We start from the raw sequence: 25,516 nt of genomic DNA on the forward strand, positions 1-25,516 counted from the left end.
ATATTTATTATGATATACATAAGTCAAAATTATGTGTCTGATTGAATCATAGAAAGAAGGCAGGAGGCGGGAGCTGATATTAACTTTCTGTCTCCAGTAACAATAGAAAAGTATCTTTTTGGCATTTCCTTTTCAAATTTCAAAGGAAATACCTGCTCCTTTTTTAAAGCTTCCTCTGCAAAACCGCTCATTACACAGCCGATTCCCAAATTCCTTCTGACAAACTGCACTACCATGTCGCTGGTTGCCAGCTCAAATTCCGGTTCTGGAAAAACTTCCTGCTGTTCTAAAAATTGATCCATAAAGGCTCTTGTGCTTGTATTTTTCTCCAAAAAAACGCAGGGGTAATCTAAGAGAATTTTGTAGGAAAGCAGCTTTTTTTGAAGATGCCTAAGCTGGCTGCCTGCAATAAAAATATTCTCAATCTGCTTTACCTCTACAGCCTCCAGTCCCTTTTCCATTTGAAAAGGGGTGCTGACAACGGCAAAATCAATATTTCCAGCCTCTAAGGCCTGAATTGTCTCAGGAGTAGGGCCGTTTGAAACATTGACCTTAACGCCAGGATATTTTTGATGGAACTTTTCTAAATACGGAAGAAGGAAAAACTGAAGAGTCATGTCGCTGGCTCCGATGCGCACCTCCCCTGTTTCCAGGTTAATAAAACGGCGCACCATAGTTTCTCCTTTTTCCAGATTTTCTATTCCCCGGCTTACATAAGCAGAAAGGATTTCCCCTTCCCTAGTAAGCTTTACTCCTTTGGCTGTTCTCACAAAAAGCTTGGCGCCTAAGGAAGTCTCCAGCTGCTTGATTGCCTGACTGACAGCCGGCTGAGAAATACATAAAGCTTCAGCGGCTGCAGTAAGGCTGCCTGATTTTTGCACATAGTAAAATACCTTGTAATATTCCAGATTAATACTCATATGATAATTCTAAACATTAATTTCAGCCGTCATACCCAGGATATCTTTGTTGTCATTTAAAATAGGATTTATAACCTGAGAAAGGAACTCTTCTACCTGCTTTGGCGCCCGTCCCACATATCTGAGAGGCTCCATAGTTTTATTCAATTCTTCTAAGGTCAGTCCAAAAGCAGGATCTGCGGCAATCAGCTCTAACAGGTTGTTGTCCTTTCCTAATTCCTTCACATTTCTGCCTGCTTCCATGGAAAGGGTACGGATTTTCTCGTGAAGTTCCTGTCTGTCGCCTCCCGCCTTTACTGCATCCATCATAATATTTTCTGTAGCCATAAATGGCAGCTCGGCCATAAGATGCTTTTCAATAACCTTAGGATATACGACTAAGCCGTCCACTACATTTAAGTATAAGTCTAAAATGCCGTCCACAGTCAGAAAGCCTTCTGGAACGCTTAACCTTTTATTGGCAGAGTCATCTAAGGTTCTTTCAAACCACTGAGTAGCAGACACCAGCATAGGGTTCATCACATCTGCCATTACATAATTGGCAAGAGAGGCAATGCGCTCGCTTCTCATTGGGTTTCTCTTGTAAGCCATAGCGGAAGAACCGATCTGAGTTTTTTCAAAAGGCTCCTCCACCTCCTTTAAATGCTGAAGGAGACGGATATCATTGGAAAACTTGTGAGCGCTTTGAGCAATGCCGGCCAGCACATTCACAACCTTTGTATCTATTTTCCTGGAGTAGGTCTGGCCTGACACTGGATAGCACTCTGCAAATCCCATTTTTTCTGCAATCATTTGATCTGCCTGGCGGCATTTTTCGTGATCACCGTCAAACAACTCTAAAAAGCTGGCCTGCGTTCCTGTAGTTCCTTTTGAGCCTAAAAGCTTTAAGGAATTCATTACGTGGTCCAGATCTTCTAAATCTAAGCACAGCTCCTGAAGCCATAATGTAGCTCTTTTTCCCACTGTAGTAGGCTGTGCCGGCTGAAAATGAGTAAATGCCAAAGTGGGCTGATTTTTATACTGGTCTGCAAATTTAGACAGCTCGGCCATTACATTGATCAGCTTTTTTCTCACCAGCTTTAAGGCTTCCTTCATAATAATAATATCTGTGTTGTCTCCTACATAACAGGATGTAGCTCCCAGATGGATGATGCCCTTTGCCTCAGGACACTGCTGTCCGTAAGCGTACACGTGGGACATTACGTCGTGGCGCACTAAGCGCTCTCTTTCTTTTGCCACTTCATAGTTAATGTCGTCTGCATGGCTTTTCAGTTCTTTTATCTGCTCCTCTGTAATAGGCAGTCCCAGTTCTTTTTCTGTCTCAGCTAAAGCTATCCAAAGTCTTCTCCATGTTCTGAATTTCATGTCAGGAGAAAAAATATACTGCATCTCCCTGCTTGCATAGCGCTCTGATAATGGACTTACATATCTGTCGTTCATTGCCGTTCCTCCTCATTTTAGATGCGCCACAGATCTTTTATTTACAGTTGTCTACTGAATTCCAAGACGTCTGAACACTTCCTGGTACGCATCTTCTACATTTCCTAAATCTCTGCGGAAACGGTCTTTATCCAGCTTCTCGTGTGTCTCCTTGTCCCACAGTCTGCATGTATCAGGGGAAACCTCGTCGGCCAGAATAATCTTTCCATGGTAACGGCCGAACTCAATCTTAAAGTCGATCAGCTCAATACCCAGGCTGTCAAAATATTCTCTCATTACGTCATTTACAATGAAAGCATACTTTGTAATATCCTCGATCTCTTCTTCTGTAGCCAGATCTAAAGCTAAAGCGTAGTATTTGTTAATAAATGGGTCGCCTAAGTCGTCGTTCTTATAGCTGAACTCTAAAGTTGGCTGGGAAAACTTTATGCCTTCCTCCATACCCATTTTTTTTGCAAAGCTGCCTGCAGAAAAGTTTCTGATGATTACTTCCAGAGGAACGATCTCCACTTTTTTTACAGCTGTCTCTCTGTCGCTTAATTCCTCAACCAGATGAGTAGGCACTCCCTTTTTCTCTAAAAGCTTGAAAATATGGTTGGTCATACGATTGTTAATGGCGCCTTTTCCAACAATGGTGCCTTTCTTTAAACCGTTAAATGCTGTGGCGTCGTCTTTATAATCTACGATTAATACATCAGGATCTTCTGTAGTATAAACCTTTTTTGCCTTACCTTCGTACAGTAATTCTTTCTTTTCCATAAGTAATCACCAGTCCTTTTCATAAGATTTATAAGTTTTTAATATAAAAGTACTATGTTTCAGTAGAAATTATAATACACTCTTTACATCAATGCAAGAACCTTAGTCATTAAACTTTCTAATAAATTATCCCTGTCTCCGCTTAATTACCCTTATTCTCATAATACTGCTTTTGCCTGTAAATCTGAATCACTCCGTCTTTTAACTGAAAGGTGATTCCGTATATAGTTTCTGCCGTCCATTCATTTTCTAAGGCTGATTTTTCTTCATACAGCTTTTCTGAAGAAAACCGTATTACAGGGTATGTATTAAGAAACCACGCTGCCTCTAAAATGAAAGCAGCGACACAAATCCTTCTCACAGTCAGACAGGCAGGGGTAATTATTTTTCTCCACGGCTTTTTTCTTCTGTCCTTATAGCCTTTTATTATAATAACAGCCTCCTTTATAAGCTATCATGCTTTCATCAGTTCCAATACTAAGAGAGCTGTTTTGTTCAGCTGCTCTACGGCGATGCACTCATTGGCTGTGTGGGCGTTCTGCATACCGATGCCGATTCCCACAGACTGAATTCCATGTTCATTGTGAATGTTGCTGTCGCAACCGCCGCCGGAAGCTACATACCGCACTGGGCAGTCTAATGCTTTATAACATTTTTCCAGAAGCACGCACACTGGATCTTCCGGAGTTACTTTATATGGGTTATAAGCTCTGGCAGTAGTGTATTTTAGCTCTGCTCCGTATTTGTCGCAGGCTGCCTGCATAGCGGCTATCATCTGCCTGCCTTGCTCCTCCAGCTTATTTAAATCTGTGCTGCGGGCCTCTGCAATTACGTTTGCATATGGAGATACAATATTAGTAGGACCTTCTGCTTTAAATGTGCCTATGTTGGCGGTAGTCTCGCTGTCAACTCTAAGCAGCTTCATATTGGCAATGCCTTCTGCGGCGGCTAATATGGCGCTTATTCCAGTTTCAGGAGCAATGCCTGCATGAGCCGGCTTGCCGAAAATTTCAAAGTTAAAGTTAGTCTGACCTGGACATGTATAGCATGTAGTTCCAATGTCTCCGTTCATATCTAATACAATACCCATTTTGCTTTTCAGCTTAGAGTAATCTGCATGTTTGGCTCCGTGAAGGCCGCACTCCTCCCCTACGCTGAAGAAAATCTCTACAGGTCTTGTTTTTATGCCTTCTTCTTTTACTGTGCGCAAAGCTTCCATAACCCCGCTGATGCCTGCTTTGTCATCTGCAGCTAAAATCATAGAGTCTCCTTTGCTGCGGATCATGCCGTCCTCCACATAAGGCTCAATATGATTTCCCGGAACTACAGTATCTAAATGAGCGCTGAGCATCACTGGCTCTAAGGTTTCGTCACCTTTTAAATAAGCGTAAATATTGTATCCGTTAGATCCGAATTTATCCCCTATAAAATCAAAATCTACTTCCAGACCCAGATCCTCCAGATCCTTTCTCACTTTGTCGCACATTTCTTTTTCATTTCTGGTTTCACTGTTAATCTGTACATACTCCAGAAATGTTTGTAATAATCGTTCTTTATTCATACCTATTCTCCTTTTTATTTTTTAGCTGCATCAACAAAAACTTGGCTGCAGTCTTTTATTATCATATCACAAATAAACAAAAAAAGCATCTAAAAAAGCCCTCTGCTTACGTGGAGAAAAATCCTCACATTGATTAAGCAGAAGGCCTTATTTTTATTCATTTACAGCAGTTGTCCCATCTGTTCCGATTCCGTCGTCAACAGCGTCCTTCATGTCGTCCATTAAGCCGTCGATGACTCCAGTACTTTCTACTACCTCATCATCTACAGCTGTAGTTGCTGTCTTTCCTCCGGACTGCGTAGTTCCACGTGTGGTTTCTTCCATAGATTGTGTGGTTTCCATACCGCCTGTGGAGGATTTATCTCCAGTATTATCTTTGCTGCCACATGCAGTAAGCATCATTACAGTCATGGCAAAGCAAATTGCCAGAAAAGTGACTTTGATTTTTTTCATAATAAAAATTCTCCTTTCACATGATATGGTTAGTATATGCGGAAGAAGAATTTTTATATTAGGAATGATTTTCCAGAATTTTACCCGATTACATGGGACATATTGTAAAGTCCAGGTTCTTTGCCTTTTAAAAATTTGGCTGCCGCAACGGCGCCTTTTCCGAAAATAGCTTTTGAGTATGCTGTGTGCTGGAAGGTGATTACCTCGTCTCTTCCGGCAAAAATCACGTCGTGCTCTCCCACTATGGAGCCGCCCCGTACAGCCTGAATGCCTATTTCCTTTTTATCTCTTTTTACACGTTCTGCAGAACGGTCGTATTTATAGTGATATGCCTGATCTAAGGCATCGTTTATTGAGTCTGCCAGGGCCAAGGCTGTGCCGCTGGGAGCATCTATTTTCTGATTGTGATGCTTTTCTACTATCTCAATATCAAAATCTGCGGCAGCTAAGATTTTGGCAGCTTCCTGCACGATTTTCAAAAGCAGATTAATTCCAAGAGACATGTTGGCGGACCGGAGCACAGCTGTTTCTTTACTGGTCTCCCCCACCTTTTTGATCTGTTCCTCAGAAAGACCTGTAGTACAAAGCACCACCGGAATTTTGTGTTCTTTGCTGTAGTCTAAAAGATGGTCCACTGCTTTAGCAGAAGCGAAATCAATAATTACGTCTACCTCTTCTTTACAATCCTCCAGGGAAGTAAAAACAGGATAATCATTTTTCTGCACTCCCGTAATATCTACGCCGGCTGTAATCTGAGCGTCTTTATCCTGCTGAACAATTGAAGAAATCACCTGTCCCATGGCTCCGTTGCAGCCGTGCATTAAAATCTTTACCATAAGTGTTTCTCCTTTCAATTACAGCAACCCGTAAGCTTCCATCTGCTTTTTCAGTTTCTCCTGATTTTCAGGCTCCATGTCTGTAAGAGGCAGGCGCATAGGACCTGTTTTTTTGCCCATAAGATTCATCGCCGCTTTTACAGGAATAGGGTTTACCTCGCAGAATAATTCATTTACTAAAGGAATGGCCTGCAGCTGAAGCTTTGCGCTTGTCTGTACATCCCCGTCTAAATAAGACTGGCAAATGTGGTGGGTCTGTTTTGGAGCTATATTAGCCAGCACGGAAATAACGCCTTTTCCCCCTAATGCCATCAGAGGCACAATCTGATCGTCGTTTCCAGAGTACACGTCTACGCAGCCCTCAGCCATGCTCATCAGAGACGCAATTTTAGAAAAGTTTCCGCTGGCTTCCTTTACTCCTACAATGTTTTCTACATTTTTGCAAAGGTAAACAATTGTCTCCGGCTCAATGTTCACTCCTGTTCTGCCTGGAATGTTATAAAGGAGCACAGGAATCTTTACAGAGTCTGCAACAGCTGTGAAATGGCGGATTAATCCCTTCTGAGTAGCCTTATTATAATAAGGGGAAACTACTAAAATCCCGTCTGCGCCTGCTTTTTCTGCTTCCTGTGATAAATAAATAGCCGTCTCTGTGCAGTTAGAACCAGTTCCTGCAACTACAGGAATTCTTTTATTTACCACTTCACATACAAAGCGGATTACTTCAATATGCTCCTCGTGAGTCATTGTGGACGCCTCTGCAGTGGTGCCGCAGGCAACAATACAATCAGTGCCTCCTGCAATCTGTTCCTCCACCAAATCCTTTAATACATCATAGTTAATTTCTCCATTTTCATAAAATGGCGTCGCTAAAGCTACTCCTGATCCTTCAAAAATTGCCATAATACTTTCCTCTTTTCTTTCTGTCTCGTTTCACATAATCGTTTATGGGTAAAATAAATCCCGCCTGAAAGGCTTTTTTGATCCCCAGGGAACAAGCTTCCTATGAATCAAAAAAGCCGGCAACAAAGGCCGGCTCTTAAAGTTTCCATCATCTTTAAGTAGCTCCCCATCCTTTTGGATGACAGTCGCAGAACTGTTCATTCTGCGCCCAGAAAAAATATTCTCAGGAAATATTCTTCTTCGGCGTTCCTCCCTTTCGACTGTCTTCTTCTGTGCCTGACACATCCAACAGACTACTGATAATTCACGCAACCTCTACCTTTTATGCATGGTTAGATTCTATCATCATTTATTTACCTTGTCAACTTTTACATTATCAATTCTGTAAATTTCATCCAGAATATCTTCAAACCCATCAGGAAGGCTTTGACCTGTAAGAATCAGTTCAGTTTCATCAGCCTTATTGCTGATCATCTGCCGCAGATCAGAAGGAGTAATAATCTGACAGTCTAAAAGGCCTAAAACCTCGTCTAAAATCAGTATATCGCACTCTCCTGTAGTCAGAACCTTGTTGGCAAAGTTGACGCCGTTTTTCATGTTAATCGCTTCCTCCTGGCGTTCCTGCTCCGTCAGATCCTTAAAGCAGGCTGCCAGCTTTTCAAAACGAAATATTTTTAATTCTGGCTCCAGACGTTTTAAAATGCTGTTCTCCTGGCTTTCCAGATTTCCCTTCATAAATTGTATTACAATGGCAGTTTTCTGGCAGTCCAGCGACTGTACTGCATATCCCAGAGCTGCTGCAGTTTTCCCTTTACCAGGTCCGTATATGACCTGAACCGTTCCTTTATTCATTTCCTCACCTCGTAAGCATAGTACAACTTGGGCAGATTGTATCACATTTCTTACAATATTGCAAGAATTCTTAAATATCCATGAATTCCAATATTATGCTTCTGCCTGTTCCTCCTGGTCTACGCATTCCAGTTTGCTGACAGACACCTCATATGCAATCCTTTTTTCACACTGGGTTTCGTTTAACTTTTTCGTATATTCTCTGCTTTGAACTCTTCCCCAGATTCTCACCCTGGTGCCAACCTGGAAAGCAGAGGCGTATCTGGCGTTTCTGCCCCAGGAAATACATGGAATATAATCGGATTTTCCATATGGACGGTTTACGGCCAGCAAAAGATCGGCGATCTCTCTGCCTAAAGGAGTTTTTCTGTAAATAGGCTCCTTGCAAATATATCCGTCCAGGTAAATTTGATTTGTTTTTGTATAATCTGTAAATTCTTCCAGGAAATTTATCTCCCTGACAAAAATAGATAAAACTAAGCGGTTTTTCGTGCCTTCATGGCGGTTGTAGGAGCGAAACTGTCCAATGGCCTCCACTGTGCTGCCTATGTAATCCTCGTTTACATCCAAAAGTCTTTCAGAAATCATCAGGGGAATCACATCAACCTGATCGCTGAGACGGTTTACAGCTACATCCACTACATAAAACCCTTCTCCAAACACCTCATGGCTGAATGTAAATCCTGATGCAATCTTTCCAATTATGCTCACCTTGTTGTTTTCAATTACTTTTTCTGACATAGTATTTTCTCCTCTTTCTTAAACCTTATTTGCTTCGTAAGCTAATATCATATTTATGGAGCAAATATCAAATTTATTCAAAAAAGCCATTGTAAAATTGCGACAACATCCGCCTTGAAAGCTGAGAATTATCTGGTTATATGTCGAAAAGGGAAAGCTGATTAGACTCAGGAAGCCCGCCTAAAAGTCCCATATCTCCCATTAATTCACAAATTGTTTTGCTGACCTTTGATCTGTTTCTAAAATCTTCTCTGGAAAGGAAGGGTCCGTCGGCCACTGCGTCCACAATGGCATCTGCCGCCTTCTCCCCCAGCCCGTCAATACTGCTGAAGGAGGGCATCAGCTTTCCGTCTATAATCTGGAAGTTTCTGGCCTGGGCCTTATAAATGTCTATAGGCAGAAATTCAAAGCCTCTGGCATACATTTCCTGGACAATCCTCATGTCCCTTAAAGTGTCCTGCTCTTTTTTTGAAAGAGTGTCTGCTCTTTTCTTGTAATCTGCCAGGTGATATTCCAATTTGTCCCGTCCCTGGCACATAATTTCATAGGAAAAGGCGCTGGCCCTGATACTGAAAAACGCAGCGTAGTAGGCCAGGGGATAAAATACTTTACAGTAAGCAATTCTCCAGGCCATCATAACGTAAGCTGCCGCGTGGGCCTTAGGGAACATGTACTTAATTTTCTTGCAGGACCAAATATACCAGTCGGGCACGCCGTGCTTTGTCATTTCAGCTTCCCAGTCCTCCTTCAGCCCCTTTCCCTTTCTCACGCTTTCCATAATGGTAAAGGACAGGCCTTCCTCTAATCCTTTTTGAATTAAGTAAATCATAATGTCGTCTCGGGTACAGATGGCAGTCTGAATGGTGGCCTTTCCTTCCTGAATTAAGGTCTGGGCGTTTCCCAGCCACACGTCCGTGCCGTGAGCCAGGCCGGCAATACGCACTAAATCGGAAAAATATTTAGGCTTTGTGTCAATTAACATCTGCATGGCAAAATCAGTGCCAAATTCCGGCACGCCTAAGGCCCCAAGAGGGCAGCCGCCAATATCCTCAGGCTCTATCCCCAATGCCTTTGTGCTTTGAAACAGGCTCATAACCTCTTTACAGTCTAAAGGAATGTCCTTTACCGGGTCCAGGCCTGTTAAATCCTGAAGCATACGAATCATAGTGGGATCATCATGGCCCAGAATGTCCAGTTTCAGCAGGTTGTGGTCAATGGAGTGATAATCAAAATGAGTGGTGACTGTGGAGGTAGTCATATCATTGGCAGGATGCTGAACAGGGGTAAAGGAATAGATTTCCTCGCCTAAAGGCAGCACGATAATGCCTCCAGGATGCTGGCCTGTAGTTCTTCTGACCCCTACGCAACCCTGGACGATTCTGTTAATTTCACAGGCACGCTTTCTCACCCCGTGCTCCTCATAATAATTTTTTACGTATCCGTAAGCTGTTTTATCTGCCAGTGTGCCAATGGTGCCGGCCCGGAAGGTCTGGCCTTTTCCAAATATTACTTCTGTATAATCATGGGCTTTACTTTGATATTCTCCAGAAAAATTCAAGTCAATATCCGGCTCTTTATCTCCTTTAAATCCCAGGAAGGTTTCAAATGGAATGTCAAATCCGTCCTTTTTCAACGGATTTCCACACACAGGACATAGTTTATCCGGCATATCGCAGCCTGCCATACCGCTGAATTTTTTTACATCCTCTGAATCAAAATCATAATAATGACAGGAAGGACAGTAATAATGAGGGCTCAACGGATTTACCTCTGTAATACCCGACATGGTGGCCACCAAGGAAGAACCTACAGATCCTCTGGAGCCTACCAGATATCCGTCCTCATTAGATTTCCACACCAGCTTCTGAGCAATAATATACATTACGGCAAAGCCGTTGCTGATAATGGAATTCAGCTCTCTTTCCAGCCGCTCTACCACTATATCAGGCAGATTGTCCCCGTATATTTCATGGGCCCTGTCGTAGCAGATTTTTCTTAAAGATTTATCAGATTCAGGAATCACGGGAGGGCACTTGTCCGGCCGCACAGGAGAAATATTTTCGCACATATCCGCGATTTTTCTGGTGTTGGTTACTACTACTTCATAAGCCTTGTCTGAGCCTAAATACTGAAATTCCTCCAGCATCTCCTCAGTAGTTCTTAAATATAAAGGCGCCTGGTCGTCGCTGTCTTTAAAGCCCTGACCGGCCATAATAATCCTTCTGTACACCTCGTCTGACGGGTCCAGAAAATGAACGTCGCAGGTGGCGCAGACAGGCTTATTAAATTCATCCCCCAGCTCCACAATCCGTTTATTAATAGCAATTAAGTCCTCCTGGGTTTTTACTGTGCTTTTTTCATCCCTCAGCATAAAAGCATTGTTTCCTAAAGGCTGGATTTCCAGGTAATCATAAAAGTTAACAAGCCTTGTAATTTCCACCTGGGAGGCTCCCCTGAGCAGAGCCTGATACAGTTCTCCTGCCTCGCAGGCCGAGCCTATAATCAGCCCCTCCCTGTATTTTTCTAAAATACTTTTAGGAATTCTGGGCCTTCTTGCAAAGTATTCTAAGTGGGACAAAGATACTAAACGGTAAAGATTCACTCTTCCAATATCATTTTTAGCCAGAATAATCACATGGTGAGTAGGCATTTTTCTGATAATGTCCACCGTAATCTTGCTCATATTATTTAAGGTATCTAAATCATTTATATCTCTGGCCTTCAGCATCTCCAGAAACTTTACAAATATTTCCGCAGTAGCCCCTGCGTCGTCCACTGCCCTGTGATGGTTTTTCAGAGAAATGTTTAACGCCTTTGCCACAGTATCCAGCTTAAATCTGTTTAATCCAGGCAAAAGCTGCTGAGCCAAGGTTACAGTGTCTACCACTGTAGGCGCAAAGGGAATTCCCTGAAGTCTGCAGTTTTCCGCCACAAAGCTAACGTCAAAAGCTGCGTTGTGGCCTACTAAAACAGCCCCTTTTGCAAATTCCAAAAATTCCGGCAGAATTTGTTCTATTACAGGAGCGTGAATCACCATGTCGTCGTTTATGCTGGTCAGCTTTTCAATTTCAAATGGAATAGGAATTTCCGGGTTTACAAAGGTGCTGAACTTGTCTGTAATCTGCCCTTTTTCCACCCGCACAGCTCCAATTTCAATGATTTTATTCTTTACAGGGCTTAATCCTGTTGTCTCCAAATCAAAAACAACATAAGTATGGTCAAAGGTCTGACCGGCAGGATTGTCCACCAGCTGCTTGGTGTCGTCTACTAAATATCCCTCTACGCCGTAAAGGACTTTAAATGTATCTCCCTTATCCAGGGCATGACTGGCGTCGGGAAAGGACTGAACGCAGCCGTGGTCTGTCACAGCAATCGCCGGCATCCCCCACTTTTTCGCCCTTTTAATCATGTCCTTAACCTCAGAAACCCCGTCCATATCGCTCATTTTCGTGTGGCAGTGCAGCTCTACCCGCTTTTCCCTGCTGTTGTCCAGCCTTTTCCCTGTAAAATCCTCGCATTTTTTGATTCCCACTATAGACCCTAATGTTAACTCTCCGTCAAATTTATCTATGGTGGTAACGCCTTTAATTTTAATAAAGGTGTTGTCGCTTATAACGGCCTTTACCTCTTCTACAAAATCTTCTTTTGGAAACAACTTTACCGTCATTGTGTCAGTAAAGTCTGTAAGGTCAAAGATCACCAGGGTGCGGCCGCTTCTCAGCTCCCTGAATTCCTTTCTGATAATTTTTCCTCTGAGAACTACCTCTCCTACTTCTCCGTCTATTTTATCTATTTCTACAATTTCGTCCTCAAAATCTCTGCCATAAATTACATCCGGGTTGTCTGAACGTTTATATGATTTTTTGTAATCCTTTTTAAATTCTTTTTTATTGTCCTTATTGTCCCGCTTTGCCTCCCCCTTTTTATCAGCCCCGGAATTATCCGGAGTAAAGGGCGGCTGTTCTGCCTGCTGTTTTATATCAGGGCGGCTAACCGGCGATGGAGCCCACTGCATGTTAGGCTCCTCTTTTTTCACCTTTTCCGGTTCTACATATTCATACTGAACCTCCACAGGAAGTCCGCATCTTTCATAGAAAACCTTTTCCAGAATCCGCTTCAGCTCCCCTGTTTTCTCCTTGTTGACCATGGTATTTTCCACTGTCATTTTTAATACGTCAGGATGGGGAAAACCGTATCTGGTTTTCCTGAAAATATTATATTCAATAATACTATAATTTTTCAGCTCCATTAAAAGGCTGTCTCTGTACACCTTCAACAGCTTTTCAGGGGTATACTGGCCGGACAGCTTATACTTTTCCAAAATCTTTATAGAAATCCTTTTTCCCGGAAAAAGCTGTTCCCGTATCCCCTTTTCCAGTGCATAAATATTTTGCTTGTGAATTAAACGGGGACTGACAATGTATATACGCAAAATGCTCCTGTCCCTGGTGGAGGTGACTTTTTCCACCTCTACCAGATTCAGAAGCTGATTCATTTCGTCTGTAATATGTAAATCAGGAAATACATCTAAAAACTTTTTTGCCATGATATCACCTGTCTGCCTGTAATGCCATTTCTTCCAGTTCTCTGCGCAGGGTTTCCAAAAGCTGGTCTTCTGGAACCTTTCTTACAACCTGGCCTTTTTTTATAAGAAGTCCTTCTCCTATTCCTCCCGCTATTCCAATGTCCGCCTCTCTGGCCTCCCCCGGTCCGTTTACTACGCAGCCCATAACAGCTACCTTAATATTTAAGGAATCAAACTGGGAGGTCATTGTCTCCACCTGATTAGCCAGATTAATTAAATCAATTCTGGTTCTGCCGCAGGTAGGACAGGATACCACCTCTATTCCACCTTTGCGAAGTCCCAGGGTTTTTAAAATCAGCTTTGCCGACTTGATTTCTTCTACAGGATCTCCAGTTAACGACACTCTTATAGTGTCCCCGATGCCTTGATTTAAAATAATTCCCAGGCCTACGGCTGACTTAATATTCCCTGAGGCAACTGTGCCGGATTCAGTAATTCCAACGTGGAGGGGATAATCTGTCTGTGCTGAAATTAATTCGTGGGCTTTTACGCACATCATTACATCAGAAGATTTTATGCTGATAACCAGATTGTCATACCCCATCTGCTCAATCATTTTCACCTTATCTAAAGCGCTTTCCACTAATCCCTCAGCCGTTACGCCGCCGTATTTTTCCAGCAGCTCCTTTTCCAGAGAGCCGCTATTTACGCCTACGCGGATAGGAATATTTTTTTCTTTGGCCTTATCCACTACAGCCTTTACCCTGTCTGCGCTTCCAATATTTCCTGGATTAATCCTGATTTTATCTGCTCCGTTTTCAATGGAAGCAATGGCTAAGCGGTAATCAAAATGAATGTCAGCTACCAAGGGAATGTGAATTTTTTCTTTGATCTGGCTTAATGCCTTTGCAGCCTCCATTGTAGGCACTGCCACCCGGATAATTTCACAGCCTGCAGCCTCCAGCTTTAAAATCTGATTAAATGTAGCTTCTACATCCTCAGTTTTCGTATTGCACATAGACTGGATCAGCACCGGATGATCGCCTCCGATCACTTGATTTCCAATATGAATTACTTTTGTAACTTTCTCCTTCATTTCACTCTCTCCTAAAAAAAGCTGCGTATATCATTAAACAGCACTACTACCATTAAAACCATTAAAACAGCGAAGCCTGCCAGATGAACCATGCCCTCTTTTTCTCTGTCTATAGGCTTGCCCCTCAGTCCCTCCAGCACAAGGAATACTAACCGCCCTCCGTCTAATGCGGGAATAGGCAGAAGGTTCATAATTCCCAGTGTAGCGCTGAGAATCAAACACCAGTTGGACAAGGTTAAAAGGGTGGATGTAAGACCGTACTCCCTGTTTTCCCCTACCGATTCTCCAATCATAGATACAATTCTCACAGGGCCCGCCACAGCCTCGTCTGCCTTCACCTGACCGGTAAATAAAAGCTTTAAGCTGTCAAAGGTGCTGCGTATGCAGAACTGAATCTGATTGACGCTGTAGCCCATAAGCTCCAGAAAATTTTCCGGCTTTTCATAATATCCATAAAAAGAAACGCCCATTTTATATCCGCCATTTTCCTCTGAATACTCCGGGACAATGGTTGTTGTATACATCTGTCCTTTTGCATAGGGAATGATGCCTTTTTTTCCTTCAGGAGCGCTTCCCTCTAAAGGCGTTCCGCCCTCTGGCCTTAAATATGTTACGTCTAAAGGTTCTCCCGGATGAGCGGCCACATATAAAACTACGTCGTTTTTGCCAACAATTGTTTTTCCATTAATTTTTTTAATAATATCCCCGTTTTCCAGACCAGCCTCTCTGGCGGGAGTTCCCTCCAGGGTGTCGTACACATATGCTGTGTCGTGGCCTAGTGTCGCTATGATAATCACAGCAAAAATAAACGCCAGAATAAAGTTGAAAAACGGACCTGCAAATATTACAGAGATTCTGGCCAACACTGATTTATTATTAAATGCTTTAGGGTCGCTTTCGCTTCCATCCTCGCCAAGCATCATGCAGGAGCCGCCAAAGGGAAGAGCCTTTATAGAATACTGAGTCTCCTCCCCCTGTATGGAAAAAAGCCTTGGCCCCATGCCGATTGAAAATTCTACAACCCCGATTCCGTTCATCTTTGCCAGTAAAAAGTGTCCAAACTCGTGTATGAGCACAATCAGTCCAAACACCAGGATTGCTAAAATAATATTCAGCAAATTACCACCTGCTTTCTATATATTCATATGTTGCCTGTTCTGCAGAAAGAATTTCCTCTACAGAAGGCTGTTCCTTCACTTTGTGCTGTTCCATGGACATTCTGATGATCTCTGTAATATCCAGGTAATTGATTTTCCCGTGTAAAAATTTAGACACAGCCAGTTCATTGGCCGCATTGTAAACAGTAGGAAGAGAACCGCCAATTCTCCCTGCCTGGTAAGCCATAGAAAGGCCTGGAAAGTTTTCAAAATCAGGTTCTTCAAAGCGAAGCTCTTTTAACATGGAAAAATTCAGCCTTTCTCCCGGAAGATAACGGCGTTCCGGATAATATAAGGCATACTGTATAGGTAGCTTCATATCAGGAGTTCCTAGCTGAGCCATCACAGCTCCGTCCTCAAATTCTACCATGGAATGAATCACGCTTTGAGGCTGAACCACTACCTCCACCTGATCTATAGGCACGTGAAACAGCCATTTTGCTTCCATGACCTCCAGCCCTTTGTTTACCATTGTGGAGGAATCTATTGTGATCTTTTGTCCCATTTCCCAGTTTGGATGCTTTAGGGCGTCCTCCACCTGTATATTTTTCATCTGTGCTCTTGTCATTCCCCGGAAAGGTCCGCCGGAAGCAGTTAAAAGCAGTCTGCTGATTTTATTTCCCTTTTCCAAACCAAGACATTGGAACACAGCGCTGTGCTCGCTGTCTACAGGCAGAAGGCGCACTTTTTTCTCCTCTGCTAAAGGTATAATAATATGACCTGCCGTTACAAGAGTTTCTTTATTTGCCAAAGCAATATCCTTGCCTGCCTTAATGGCTGCAATTGTAGGCCGTATGCCAATCATACCTACAACAGCCGTAACAAGAATCTGACTTTCCGGTTCTGTGGCCGTCTCTAAAAGTCCGTCCATGCCGGAATAAATTTTTACATTTAGATCTTTTGTTCTGATTTTCAGCTCAGCTGCTTTTTCTTCCTGCCACACAGCTGCTATTTTAGGCTGAAATTCTCTGATCTGCTGCTCCAACAGATCAATATTTCCTCCTGCAGACAATGCAGTAACCTGTAAATCCTTATTATTTCTCACCACTTCCAGGGTCTGAGTTCCAATAGAACCAGTAGAGCCCAGAATTGCTATTTTCTTCATGGGTATCTCCTTCAATTTTTATCTGAGAAAGAACAGGGCAAAATAAATAGCCGGAGCGGTAAACAACATACTGTCAAAACGGTCCAGGATTCCTCCATGCCCAGGTATTAAATGCCCGTAATCCTTTACATTGTGATTTCGTTTTATTGCAGAAGCAGCCAGATCTCCAATCTGGGAAATAACTGCGGCAATTCCGCAGGCAGCGCCGCACACTAAAACAGGCGATTCCAGCTCCATTTTACCGCCGAATATAAAGGCGTATATTACTCCCAGCAAAACAGCGCCAAAAGTTCCTCCCACTGCTCCTTCCACAGACTTTTTCGGGCTGAGCACAGGAGCCAGCTTATGTTTTCCCAAAAGCATACCGAAGCAGTAGGCGCAGGTATCGCAGCCCCAGGAGCTTAAAAATATAAGCCACACTAAATACTGACCGTCTGTTATTTCTCTTGTGCGGTAAATATAGGACATCATAACTGCCACATAAAAAACGCCGAAAAAGGCTCCTGTCACCTCTTCTGTTTTATAATCTGGAAATGTGAAAACATAAATTCCCATCATTATCATTACAGAAGAAGTGATTAAAAGCTCCATGCAGCTAAAATCTCCGGTCCATACCATAGCATAATAAACTGCAGTTATTATATAACCCAGTATACCTATGGACTTATTATGGATTTTTAAAACCCGGTAAAGCTCAAATAATCCAATTAATGAGAGCATACCCGCTGTGGCAAAAAGTATACCTCCGCCGCTAATTACTACAAACAGCGCCAGGAGCACCAACACGATTCCGCTGATCAGCCGCGTTGTGAACATGGTTTTCCCCCCTCTGGATTATTTTGTCTGCACACCGCCAAATCGACGTTCCCTTTTATTATACGCAGCAATAGCTTTTTCCAATTCCTCTTTAGAAAAATCAGGCCATAAACAATCTGTTACGTAAATTTCCGTGTAAGCCAACTGCCATAACAGATAATTGGAAAGTCTTAATTCCCCGCTGGTGCGGATCAAAAGATCCGGATCTGGCATCTTAGCTGTATCTAAGAATCCGCTGAATACATTTTCAGTAATATCTTCTGGGTTCAGCTTGTTCATTTTTACTTCTTCAGCCATTTTTTTTGCAGCCCTGACAATTTCATCCCGGCCTCCGTAATTTACGGCTATTACGAAAGTAAGGCCTGTGTTGTCCTTTGTCTCTCTTTCTAAGCGGTTGATGCCTTCTACAATATCTTTATCAAAACGGTTTCTTTCGCCGATCATTTTCACTCTTACATTATTATTTTTCGCAATTTTTAACAGCCTTACCATATAGAAGCGGAACAGCTGCATAAGCGCTCCTACTTCCTCTTTAGACCGCTTCCAGTTTTCAGTAGAAAATCCATATACAGTTAAATATTTAATACCCATTCTGGCCGCTATTTCCACAGTTTTCTCAACTGTCACGCAGCCTTCTTTATGTCCCATGCTTCTGGGAAGTCCTCTTTTTTTCGCCCATCTTCCATTTCCGTCTAAAATCAAAGCTACGTGCTGGGGAATTACCATATTTTCCATAGTATTATCCATGATTTTTCCAATCCTCCTACGATACAAAAAGCAGGAGTGCCGCAAAATATAAGCAATCATTACAGAGCCCTATATTTTGCAACACTCCCCCCTCTGCCCTATATCTTAGACAGTCATAATTTCCTTTGTCTTAACTTCAACTGCCTTTTCTACCATATCAATCATTTTATCTGTCAGCTTCTGGATTCTCTCTACTGCCTCAGATAAATCATCTTCAGAAATCTCGTCGGCTTTTTCCATCTTCTTAAAAGCCTCGTTGGCGTCTCTTCTGATGTTGCGGATAGCCACCTTAGTGCCCTCGCCTTTTTTCTTTACGTCCTTTGCCAGTTCCTTTCTTCTTTCCTCTGTTAATTCAGGGAATACAAGGCGGACTACATTGCCGTCGTTAGTAGGATTAATTCCTAAATCAGATGTGAGAATTGCCTTTTCAATGGCTTTTAACAAGCTTTTTTCCCATGGCTGAATCACAATCATTCTGGCCTCTGGAACGGAAATATTGCCGACCTGCTGAAGGGGAGTTGGAGTTCCGTAATAGTCTACTTTCAGCTTATCTAAAACGTGAGGATTCGCGCGTCCTGCCCTGATGGAGGCATACTCGTTCTCCAATGCTGCCAGAGATTTGTTCATTTTGTCTTCGTAAATTTTTAACTTTTCCTGATCCATAATTCCTCCTGTTATACGGTTACAATCGTACCATTTATTTTTCCCTGCATCGCATTGGCAATGCTGTCTTTTTCATTTAAATCAAAAACTGCCATCGGCATGTGGTGCTCCATACACATAATGGAGGCTGTCAAATCTACCACCGCCAGCTTTTTCTCAATAACCTCTTCAATAGAAACTGTATTATACTTTTTAGCGTCCGGATTCACCTTAGGATCGCTGTCGTACACTCCGTCAATAGACTTAGCCAATAAAATACAGTTGGCCTCCATCTCTACAGCTCTCAGCACAATACCTGTATCTGTAGAAAAATAAGGATGTCCTGTGCCGCCTGCAAAAAATACAACCATTCCCTTTGCAAAATACTTATTGGCCCTGTCCTTGGAAAACAGCTTTGTCATGGAGCCGCACTCAAAGGGAGTGAGAATCTGAGTTTTCATGCCCTCTGTGCGGAATATTTCAGACACATAAATACAGTTCATTACAGTAGCCAGCATCCCTATCTGGTCAGCCTTTGTTCTGTCAATGGCATTGCTTGTCCTGCCTCTCCAGAAATTGCCGCCGCCGATAACAATACCTACCTGAACGCCTGCCTCCACAGACATTTTCACCTGTCTGGCCACTTCTCTCACAGTATCTTCATCAAAGCCTGTTTTTTTAGGACCCGCCAAAGCTTCTCCGCTTAACTTCAATAATACTCGGTTTGTTTTCATCTAACTTTTCTCCCGGTCATTTATGATCTTCCTTAAATACTGGCAAAATATCCTGCCGCCAGTTACTTTCCTGATTATAGCATAAATATTCTGGTTTGAAAAGAGGATTCAGATTTCTGACGGAATACAAAACCGCAAAGGATATTTCTGAATTGTGGTTTCAGAATATCCTCTGCGGTTTTTCGCAAGTGTTACTATTTTTTACTGAATCTGTTTTTTAATATATCTTAACTGGCCTCCCGCCAAAAGTACGTTTGCCTCGTCGTCTGAAATTTCCAATATGGTTTTAAAGGTATAACCTTTTGTTTTATTTGTAACCATAATTTCCTTTGCTTTAATGCCTTCCAGACAGTTTTCTAATACCAGTTCGTCTCCTGCCTCAATTTTATCATAAATACTTCCGTCTTCAAAAATCAAAGGCAGAACGCCGTGGTTAATCAGATTGTTTTTGTGGATTCTGGCCATGGATTTTGCGATTACTGCTTTTACACCTAAGTACATAGGAGCAATGGCCGCATGTTCCCGGCTGGAGCCCTGACCGTAATTTTCTCCGCCTACAATAATGCTGTTTTTCATTTCCTTTGCTCTGCTTACGAAATCTTTATCATAGCGAGAGAATACAATTTCCGCTACCATGGGAATATTGGATCTCATGGCTGAGAATGTAGCGCTGGCAGGAATAATATCGTCTGTGGAAATATTGTCTCCTGCTTTTAAGGAGACAGGCACATCAATGACTGGCGTAATCATTTCAGGAATAGGCAGAGGCTTAATATTAGGACCTCTGATAATTTCTACATCTGAAGTATCTCCCTCTACAGGAGGAATCAGCATTTTGTCGTCTACTAAATATTCCTCTGGCTCTGTAATATCAGCCAGTTTTGTAATATCGCAAACCTGGGACGGCAGCGTTAAATATCCTGTAATAGCTGTAGCCGCAGCCACCTCAGGGCTTACCAGATAAAGCTGGGCGTCCGGAGTGCCTCCTCTTCCAGGGAAATTGCGGTTGGAGGTGCGGACAGAAACTCCATTTGTAGGCGCAGCCTGGCCGATTCCTGTACAGGGGCCGCAGGCGCATTCTAACAATCTGGCTCCGGAACATAAAAGCTTAGATATAGTTCCGTCTTCCATCAGCATTTGGAGAATCTGTTTTGTTCCCACTGCAACTGTAAGTGAAACATTATCATTTACCACATGTCCGTCCAGAACCTCCGCCGCCTTTTTAATGTCACTGTAGGAGCCGTTTGTACAGCTTCCAATAAACACCTGGTCTACTTTTACATGGCCTAAATCTTCTACCTTAGCTACTTTGTCAGGCATAGACGGGCAGGCAACTAACGGCACCAGCTCACTTAAATCTAATTCCATATATTCATCATATGTACAGTCCTCATCTGGATATAAGGGAGTGTAATCTGATTCTCTTCCCTGAGCTTTTAAGAATTTTCTCACTTCATCATCTGCCGGAAATACAGAGGTTGTGGCTCCCAGCTCAGCTCCCATGTTAGTAATGGTGCCTCTCTGAGCTACAGTCAGGCTTTTTACCCCCTCTCCCACATATTCATATGCTTTTCCAACGCCTCCTTTTACTGTTAAGCGGCGCAGCATTTCTAAGATTACATCTTTGGCGGAGCACTGGGGATTTAAAGCGCCTTTCAGCTCTACTCTTACTACCTTAGGCATTTTCAGTCTCATGGGAAGGCCGGCCATAGCTGTTGCCACGTCCATACCGCCGGCGCCTATAGAAAGCATTCCTAAAGCTCCCCCTGTAGTTGTATGGCTGTCAGTGCCCATCAGGCTTTTTCCCGGTTTTCCAAATCTGAAATAGTGAATCATATGGCAGATTCCGTTTCCCGGTCTGGACAAATAAAGGCCGTACTTTTTCGCGATGCTTTGAAGGAAAATATGATCATCTGGAGTTTTACTGTCTACCTGAAGCAGATTATGGTCTAAGTAGCTGACAGAGCACTCTGTGCGCACCTTAGATATTTCTAAGGCCTCAAAAGCTAAGTACGCCATTACTGCTGTAATATCATGGGTTAATGTGTGATCAATTTTTACATATATTTCACTACCAGGTTCCATGGAGCCTGAAACTAAATGGCTGGCAATTAATTTTTGAATAATATTTTGTCCCATTTTCAATCTCCTTACTGATCTGTATATTGGCCATATCCTAATTTTTCCAGCTGGGCGGCATAGTTATCTGGAAGAACCTTTTTCTTTTCTTTAATTTCTGCCGTCACCTTTTCTAAACTGTCTATTTTCTTTTTGGCATTGGCCATAATCTCCTCTGCAAATTCCTGAGGAATTACGCAGACTCCATTTACATCCCCTACAATAATGTCTCCCGGATTTACAGTAACTCCGCCGCAGGAAATAGGCACGTTAATTTCGCCGTTTGAGTTTTTCGTGCTGGAACCGCAGGTAACTGCCTTTGCGTACATAGGAAATCCTATTTCCTCACATTCTTCCAAATCTCTGAAGGCGCCGTCCATAACAACGCCTTCTATTCCCTTTACTGCGCATGATAAGCTTCTGTGGTCTCCCCACAAAGCGTTATTTCCGCTGCCTCTGCCGTCTAAAACAATTACGTCTCCCGGCTGAGCCATATCTACAGCCTTTGTTACCATTAAGCTGTCTCCCATAGTCAGCTTTACAGTAACGGCAGGGCCGCAGATTTTTTTCTTTGTTACCATTGGTTTAATGTGGTAATCCATTGCGTTGTATACGATAGATCCGTCGCACAGCTCCGGCGCTGTAAACTGGCGCAGCTTTTCAATTAATTCCTTAGACGGACGTTTAATATCCTTGTACATTCTGTAACCAATTTTTGCTTCTGACATATAATGCCTCCCAATATTTTTCTTTTTCTATATTATTTATAAAATACGGTTAAATCATAAAACTAAAGGCTATACTTGCTATGAGCAGTATAATTGCTCCTCCGATTCTGGAAGAAATTGCCGCGTAGCTCATCAGATCCAGACGGTGTCCTGCTCCCAGCACCTGAAGATCTCCAGAGCCGCCTCTGTTGGCCATACAAAGTCCTGCCGTCATAGCTGACTCTACAAAGTTAAAGCCTACCAGCATACCTACAAGTCCGGCGCCTACAATCGCTCCGATTACTACCATTGCGCAGATAAACAGTGTTTTTACATTTAATACTGCAATTAATTCTCCTAAGTCTGTAAATGCAATACCAATACCGGCCATACACATACCCATAAGAGGTTTTGTAAAGAATGCGGACAGCTTTTTAGCTCCCTCTTTTACATTATCAGGCACCACATTTGAAACATTTAATAAGGCCGCAAAAACAACCATGTAGGCATACATATGTAATGTTACTGATCCAATGTTAGGCAGAATCTTCTCAGAGAACGCCAGACATAATGCGTATACTCCTCCTGTCAGTAAAAGACCGCCAGCCATATCATAAGCAGTTGCATTTACCTTCTCTTTCTTTCCTTCTACCAGCACTGTACTTCCTGTATTTCTGATAAGCTCGCCGTTCCCTGTAAGCTTCGGCCATTTATTTCCCATGGAATTTAAAGCTACTGCGCCAAGAATCGCAAAGTTATTGGCAATATTTAAAATTGCAAATGCCTGAGAATAAAATGCATCCTTGCTCTGTCCTGTAGTTGCCTCCCACATTTCACTTAAAGGCACGGCTCCTGCCCCGTTGCCTCCGCCCATAATTGGAAGTACGTAAAGAGAAACAATACTGATAACATCTACGCCGCAGATCAATCCCCCTACAATTCCAAATGCTGCAGCTGCTGCGATTCCTCCTAAAATAGCCGGAATATATCCTGCAAAGGCTTTAATCAGCTGCTTTCTGTTTACTGCCAGCACCGCCGACACAATTAACAGAGAAATAAATACTGTCTGGAATCCATAATCATCATAGAAAAATGTAATTCCGTCTGCATATTCCTGGGGCAGAATATGATAATAATTTAAGGCTGCCGCTCCTAAAAATGCCAGCATAGATCCGCCGCCAATATATGCGTTCCAAATAGGAATTTTTTCTCCCACTTCATAAAGCACCAATCCAATTGACATTAACACAACGATTGTTGCCAGCATGTCATTACTTGGAATTACTCTCATACCAATAGCTACATAAATTACCAACAGCACAATTCCCACCTGCCACATTGGTAGACCATAAAACCTGCGAACCAAGAAACTCTCTTTTTTCGTCTCTGACATTTTCAAACCCTCCTGATAACCTTTTGTGTAACTCTTTCATCCCCTATTTGTGCACATATAAGATTTAAGTTGTTTTTAGTATATAAGATCTTTTCTCATTAGTAAAATATGTATATATAGATAAACGCCATAGCTTTTATTATATGATGCGTTGAAACAACTGAGTTTTTTATACATTTTACACAAATTTCATCTGTGTTTTTCCATACCTTCCCTAAAAGTATATAGTTTTGCCTATGGCTGCCATAAAAGATATTTATAGTTTTACATGGGCGCAAATAAAAAATAGTTAAGCGCCAAAGCGCGAAACTATTTGCTACCCAAACGAAGCGATAGCGGAGTTCGGGTTTCCCGTAGTCTTTTATTGAACGAGGAACGAGTGAAATAAAAAAATGCTGTAAAACAGCAGCCTGCAACCAGACTTACTATTTTACAGCATCCTCTTTGTTTTATTTTATTGAATTCCGGCTCCAGGCCCCGCCGCTTCTGTGGAAGCAGTCTGAGTTTCTGAAGGCAAAGGCAGAGGGACAGGTGCAGGAACTTCCTGTGACTCTGTTTCCTCCGGCAATGTTTCCTCAGGAGGAATTTCCGTTGACTGGCCGGGAACATAGTCCTCCGGCATTCCGTCTACAGTAGGAGCCGGCGTTGTCTCAGCAGGACTTGTTTCCTCCGGCTTTAACACTACCCCGCTGGTATTCCTGAGTATAACAGGCGCGTGCCCCTTATATGTCTTAGAATGGTCCTCCACTCTTTCTATTTCCTTTCCGTCCTTATAAATCACCTTATAAGTAACCCATTTGCTGCCCTTAGAACCGGAGCTTTTTACCTTTTCCACTCCTGGCTCCAAAGTTTGATCTTCTTCATATACAGGCTCCGGAGGATCTAATTCCGCCACCTTTTCTGAATATAAATCCCATGTAATCCCCTCCTCCAGCACAGGAATGCCATAAATAGATACAGATGCCTTTCTGTTAGAATACCCGGCCTTAATTCCTATAGGCGCGCTGGAAGTATTTACAAAACGGAAATCCGGCTCTTCCCAGCTTATAGTTGCATCCTGGCCTGGAGTTACATAATTTGGCTCAAATGTATGAGATCTTCTGAATGTAATCTTCATTCCAGACTGAAAAGCCACTTTATATAAGGTACTGGACATCTGGCACACTCCGCCGCCAACCTCCTGAACCACTTGTCCGCTGTTGTATGCCGCCGCCTGCTGATATCCCTTTTCCTCTGTTCTCTGTCCCACTACTTTATTAAAAGAAAATTCCTCTCCAGGCTGAACAATCGTACCATTTAAAGCCTCTGCAGATAATCTTACATTTGTATTTCTCTTTTCATTGTTGGTAGTGTCTGTAACAAAGGAGGCTAAAGTTTTATACTGCTCCTGGGCCTGAGCCTTATCCATTTCAGCCGGAACCTCTTTTACCTGAGCCTGAATTTTGGCAGTGAACTGGCCGTTTTCCACCGCTTCCTTTATATCCTGAACTAATTTTTCCTGATCCACAGCCCTTCCGGAGCTGCTTTCACTAAAAAGAAATTTTCCGGATTCCTCATCAAAACTTTCCAGCACGCTGTTCTTTGGACTAAGATCCCACAGCTTTGCACACTCCTCCGCCTGAGCTTTAATCTCTTCATCCAGGTTTGACATGTCTACTGTATACTCTCCCTGAGTATTATCAGCACATATTTTATCTAACAGCTCCTCTGTCTTTTTCCTTGATAAATCATCTATATCATATGTCTGATCTTCTAAAACTACAGTCATGCTCCAGGGACGGGCTTTTAAAATCGCCTCTAAGGCCTGGGATTTACTTAAACCTTCCATAGAAATCCCATTCACTGTAACATTGTTTTCTATAACAATCTCTTCCGCCGCCGTCTCCTCTGTTTCCTTATTAGGATTTGACAAAAATACAGCAAAAGCTCCTCCTATTCCTAAAATCAGCGCCAGAACACACCCTATCACAAGTCTCCTGCGCCTTCTTCTTTTTTGCCTTTCCAGCCGTTT

22 protein-coding genes and 1 riboswitch are annotated in these 25,516 nt (G+C 42.6%); all 22 genes read right to left on the bottom strand.

From position 1 onward, the window contains the following. Positions 1 to 29: 29 nt before the first annotated feature. The 22 genes from C1A07_RS01085 to C1A07_RS01195 all read right to left on the bottom strand — a co-directional run bounded on the left by C1A07_RS01085 (position 30) and on the right by C1A07_RS01195 (position 25,474). On the bottom strand, positions 30 to 920 hold the full coding sequence (locus C1A07_RS01085; RefSeq protein ID WP_101875468.1) for a LysR family transcriptional regulator: 891 nt from the start codon (positions 918 to 920) through the stop codon (positions 30 to 32). 9 nt (positions 921 to 929) lie between these two features. Beyond that, entirely contained in the window at positions 930 to 2,360 is a 1,431-nt protein-coding gene (gene purB, locus C1A07_RS01090; RefSeq protein WP_101875469.1) for an adenylosuccinate lyase, read from the bottom strand. Positions 2,361 to 2,411: 51 nt separating this feature from the next. Beyond that, positions 2,412 to 3,119 carry a phosphoribosylaminoimidazolesuccinocarboxamide synthase gene (gene purC, locus C1A07_RS01095; protein ID WP_101875470.1) on the bottom strand — a complete coding sequence of 236 codons (708 nt, stop codon included), beginning with the start codon at positions 3,117 to 3,119 and terminating at the stop codon, positions 2,412 to 2,414. Positions 3,120 to 3,261: 142 nt separating this feature from the next. After that, positions 3,262 to 3,480, bottom strand: coding sequence for a hypothetical protein (locus C1A07_RS01100; protein WP_101875471.1), 219 nt, complete (start codon positions 3,478 to 3,480; stop codon positions 3,262 to 3,264). Positions 3,481 to 3,573: 93 nt separating this feature from the next. Beyond that, the gene (locus C1A07_RS01105) at positions 3,574 to 4,680 is read right to left on the bottom strand and encodes a M20/M25/M40 family metallo-hydrolase (RefSeq protein WP_101875472.1); all 1,107 of its coding nucleotides are present in this window, start codon (positions 4,678 to 4,680) and stop codon (positions 3,574 to 3,576) included. A gap of 153 nt (positions 4,681 to 4,833) precedes the next feature. Beyond that, positions 4,834 to 5,133, bottom strand: coding sequence for a hypothetical protein (locus C1A07_RS01110; protein WP_101875473.1), 300 nt, complete (start codon positions 5,131 to 5,133; stop codon positions 4,834 to 4,836). An 80-nt stretch (positions 5,134 to 5,213) separates the two neighbouring features. Continuing rightward, positions 5,214 to 5,969: a 4-hydroxy-tetrahydrodipicolinate reductase gene (gene dapB / locus C1A07_RS01115; RefSeq protein WP_101875474.1), complete on the bottom strand. Its 756-nt coding sequence runs from the start codon at positions 5,967 to 5,969 to the stop codon at positions 5,214 to 5,216. A gap of 18 nt (positions 5,970 to 5,987) precedes the next feature. Further along, positions 5,988 to 6,872 carry a 4-hydroxy-tetrahydrodipicolinate synthase gene (gene dapA, locus C1A07_RS01120; protein WP_101875475.1) on the bottom strand — a complete coding sequence of 295 codons (885 nt, stop codon included), beginning with the start codon at positions 6,870 to 6,872 and terminating at the stop codon, positions 5,988 to 5,990. 151 nt (positions 6,873 to 7,023) lie between these two features. Next, a riboswitch (Lysine riboswitch) is annotated at positions 7,024 to 7,198 on the bottom strand. A gap of 19 nt (positions 7,199 to 7,217) precedes the next feature. Beyond that, positions 7,218 to 7,724, bottom strand: a complete 507-nt coding sequence (locus C1A07_RS01130; protein WP_101875477.1) for a cob(I)yrinic acid a,c-diamide adenosyltransferase — start codon at positions 7,722 to 7,724, stop codon at positions 7,218 to 7,220. A 93-nt stretch (positions 7,725 to 7,817) separates the two neighbouring features. Further along, positions 7,818 to 8,465, bottom strand: a complete 648-nt coding sequence (locus tag C1A07_RS01135) for a single-stranded DNA-binding protein (protein WP_101875478.1) — start codon at positions 8,463 to 8,465, stop codon at positions 7,818 to 7,820. A 136-nt stretch (positions 8,466 to 8,601) separates the two neighbouring features. Continuing rightward, positions 8,602 to 13,011 (bottom strand): PolC-type DNA polymerase III, encoded by a 4,410-nt coding sequence (locus C1A07_RS01140; protein WP_101875479.1) that lies wholly within the window; start codon positions 13,009 to 13,011, stop codon positions 8,602 to 8,604. A gap of 4 nt (positions 13,012 to 13,015) precedes the next feature. Next, positions 13,016 to 14,086 (bottom strand): flavodoxin-dependent (E)-4-hydroxy-3-methylbut-2-enyl-diphosphate synthase, encoded by a 1,071-nt coding sequence (gene ispG, locus C1A07_RS01145; RefSeq protein ID WP_101875480.1) that lies wholly within the window; start codon positions 14,084 to 14,086, stop codon positions 13,016 to 13,018. 11 nt (positions 14,087 to 14,097) lie between these two features. Further along, positions 14,098 to 15,201, bottom strand: a complete 1,104-nt coding sequence (locus C1A07_RS01150; RefSeq protein WP_101877990.1) for a M50 family metallopeptidase — start codon at positions 15,199 to 15,201, stop codon at positions 14,098 to 14,100. 4 nt (positions 15,202 to 15,205) lie between these two features. Next, entirely contained in the window at positions 15,206 to 16,348 is a 1,143-nt protein-coding gene (locus C1A07_RS01155; RefSeq protein WP_101875481.1) for a 1-deoxy-D-xylulose-5-phosphate reductoisomerase, read from the bottom strand. Positions 16,349 to 16,366: 18 nt separating this feature from the next. Beyond that, positions 16,367 to 17,164, bottom strand: coding sequence for a phosphatidate cytidylyltransferase (locus tag C1A07_RS01160; protein WP_101875482.1), 798 nt, complete (start codon positions 17,162 to 17,164; stop codon positions 16,367 to 16,369). A gap of 18 nt (positions 17,165 to 17,182) precedes the next feature. Continuing rightward, a complete protein-coding gene (locus C1A07_RS01165) occupies positions 17,183 to 17,911 on the bottom strand; it encodes an isoprenyl transferase (protein ID WP_101875483.1) in 729 nt (242 codons plus the stop codon). 105 nt (positions 17,912 to 18,016) lie between these two features. Then, positions 18,017 to 18,574 (bottom strand): ribosome recycling factor, encoded by a 558-nt coding sequence (gene frr, locus C1A07_RS01170; RefSeq protein WP_101875484.1) that lies wholly within the window; start codon positions 18,572 to 18,574, stop codon positions 18,017 to 18,019. An 11-nt stretch (positions 18,575 to 18,585) separates the two neighbouring features. Continuing rightward, positions 18,586 to 19,287, bottom strand: a complete 702-nt coding sequence (gene pyrH / locus C1A07_RS01175) for a UMP kinase (RefSeq protein WP_101875485.1) — start codon at positions 19,285 to 19,287, stop codon at positions 18,586 to 18,588. Positions 19,288 to 19,488: 201 nt separating this feature from the next. Continuing rightward, a complete protein-coding gene (locus tag C1A07_RS01180; protein ID WP_101875486.1) occupies positions 19,489 to 21,426 on the bottom strand; it encodes an aconitate hydratase in 1,938 nt (645 codons plus the stop codon). 11 nt (positions 21,427 to 21,437) lie between these two features. Next, the gene (locus tag C1A07_RS01185) at positions 21,438 to 22,133 is read right to left on the bottom strand and encodes an RraA family protein (RefSeq protein ID WP_242972219.1); all 696 of its coding nucleotides are present in this window, start codon (positions 22,131 to 22,133) and stop codon (positions 21,438 to 21,440) included. A gap of 49 nt (positions 22,134 to 22,182) precedes the next feature. Then, positions 22,183 to 23,505 carry a 2-hydroxycarboxylate transporter family protein gene (locus C1A07_RS01190; protein ID WP_101875487.1) on the bottom strand — a complete coding sequence of 441 codons (1,323 nt, stop codon included), beginning with the start codon at positions 23,503 to 23,505 and terminating at the stop codon, positions 22,183 to 22,185. A 454-nt stretch (positions 23,506 to 23,959) separates the two neighbouring features. Further along, positions 23,960 to 25,474, bottom strand: a complete 1,515-nt coding sequence (locus C1A07_RS01195) for a VanW family protein (protein ID WP_180952142.1) — start codon at positions 25,472 to 25,474, stop codon at positions 23,960 to 23,962. Between the last annotated feature and the right edge of the window lie 42 nt (positions 25,475 to 25,516).

This window comes from Lachnoclostridium edouardi, from assembly GCF_900240245.1.
Classification (GTDB): Bacteria; Bacillota; Clostridia; order Lachnospirales; family Lachnospiraceae; genus Lachnoclostridium_A; species Lachnoclostridium_A edouardi.

What these genes read in the sequence shown, in the direction of transcription:
- C1A07_RS01130 (WP_101875477.1), bottom strand. Translation starts at nt 7,724, where the DNA reads ATGAATAAAGGAACGGTTCAGGTCATATACGGACCTGGTAAAGGGAAA.
- C1A07_RS01190 (WP_101875487.1), bottom strand. Translation starts at nt 23,505, where the DNA reads ATGTCAGAGACGAAAAAAGAGAGTTTCTTGGTTCGCAGGTTTTATGGT.
- C1A07_RS01085 (WP_101875468.1), bottom strand. Translation starts at nt 920, where the DNA reads ATGAGTATTAATCTGGAATATTACAAGGTATTTTACTATGTGCAAAAA.
- C1A07_RS01110 (WP_101875473.1), bottom strand. Translation starts at nt 5,133, where the DNA reads ATGAAAAAAATCAAAGTCACTTTTCTGGCAATTTGCTTTGCCATGACT.
- C1A07_RS01155 (WP_101875481.1), bottom strand. Translation starts at nt 16,348, where the DNA reads ATGAAGAAAATAGCAATTCTGGGCTCTACTGGTTCTATTGGAACTCAG.
- purB (WP_101875469.1), bottom strand. Translation starts at nt 2,360, where the DNA reads ATGAACGACAGATATGTAAGTCCATTATCAGAGCGCTATGCAAGCAGG.
- dapA (WP_101875475.1), bottom strand. Translation starts at nt 6,872, where the DNA reads ATGGCAATTTTTGAAGGATCAGGAGTAGCTTTAGCGACGCCATTTTAT.
- C1A07_RS01135 (WP_101875478.1), bottom strand. Translation starts at nt 8,465, where the DNA reads ATGTCAGAAAAAGTAATTGAAAACAACAAGGTGAGCATAATTGGAAAG.
- C1A07_RS01180 (WP_101875486.1), bottom strand. Translation starts at nt 21,426, where the DNA reads ATGGGACAAAATATTATTCAAAAATTAATTGCCAGCCATTTAGTTTCA.
- dapB (WP_101875474.1), bottom strand. Translation starts at nt 5,969, where the DNA reads ATGGTAAAGATTTTAATGCACGGCTGCAACGGAGCCATGGGACAGGTG.
- C1A07_RS01140 (WP_101875479.1), bottom strand. Translation starts at nt 13,011, where the DNA reads ATGGCAAAAAAGTTTTTAGATGTATTTCCTGATTTACATATTACAGAC.
- ispG (WP_101875480.1), bottom strand. Translation starts at nt 14,086, where the DNA reads ATGAAGGAGAAAGTTACAAAAGTAATTCATATTGGAAATCAAGTGATC.
- purC (WP_101875470.1), bottom strand. Translation starts at nt 3,119, where the DNA reads ATGGAAAAGAAAGAATTACTGTACGAAGGTAAGGCAAAAAAGGTTTAT.
- C1A07_RS01105 (WP_101875472.1), bottom strand. Translation starts at nt 4,680, where the DNA reads ATGAATAAAGAACGATTATTACAAACATTTCTGGAGTATGTACAGATT.
- C1A07_RS01160 (WP_101875482.1), bottom strand. Translation starts at nt 17,164, where the DNA reads ATGTTCACAACGCGGCTGATCAGCGGAATCGTGTTGGTGCTCCTGGCG.
- C1A07_RS01185 (WP_242972219.1), bottom strand. Translation starts at nt 22,133, where the DNA reads ATGTCAGAAGCAAAAATTGGTTACAGAATGTACAAGGATATTAAACGT.
- C1A07_RS01165 (WP_101875483.1), bottom strand. Translation starts at nt 17,911, where the DNA reads ATGGATAATACTATGGAAAATATGGTAATTCCCCAGCACGTAGCTTTG.
- pyrH (WP_101875485.1), bottom strand. Translation starts at nt 19,287, where the DNA reads ATGAAAACAAACCGAGTATTATTGAAGTTAAGCGGAGAAGCTTTGGCG.
- frr (WP_101875484.1), bottom strand. Translation starts at nt 18,574, where the DNA reads ATGGATCAGGAAAAGTTAAAAATTTACGAAGACAAAATGAACAAATCT.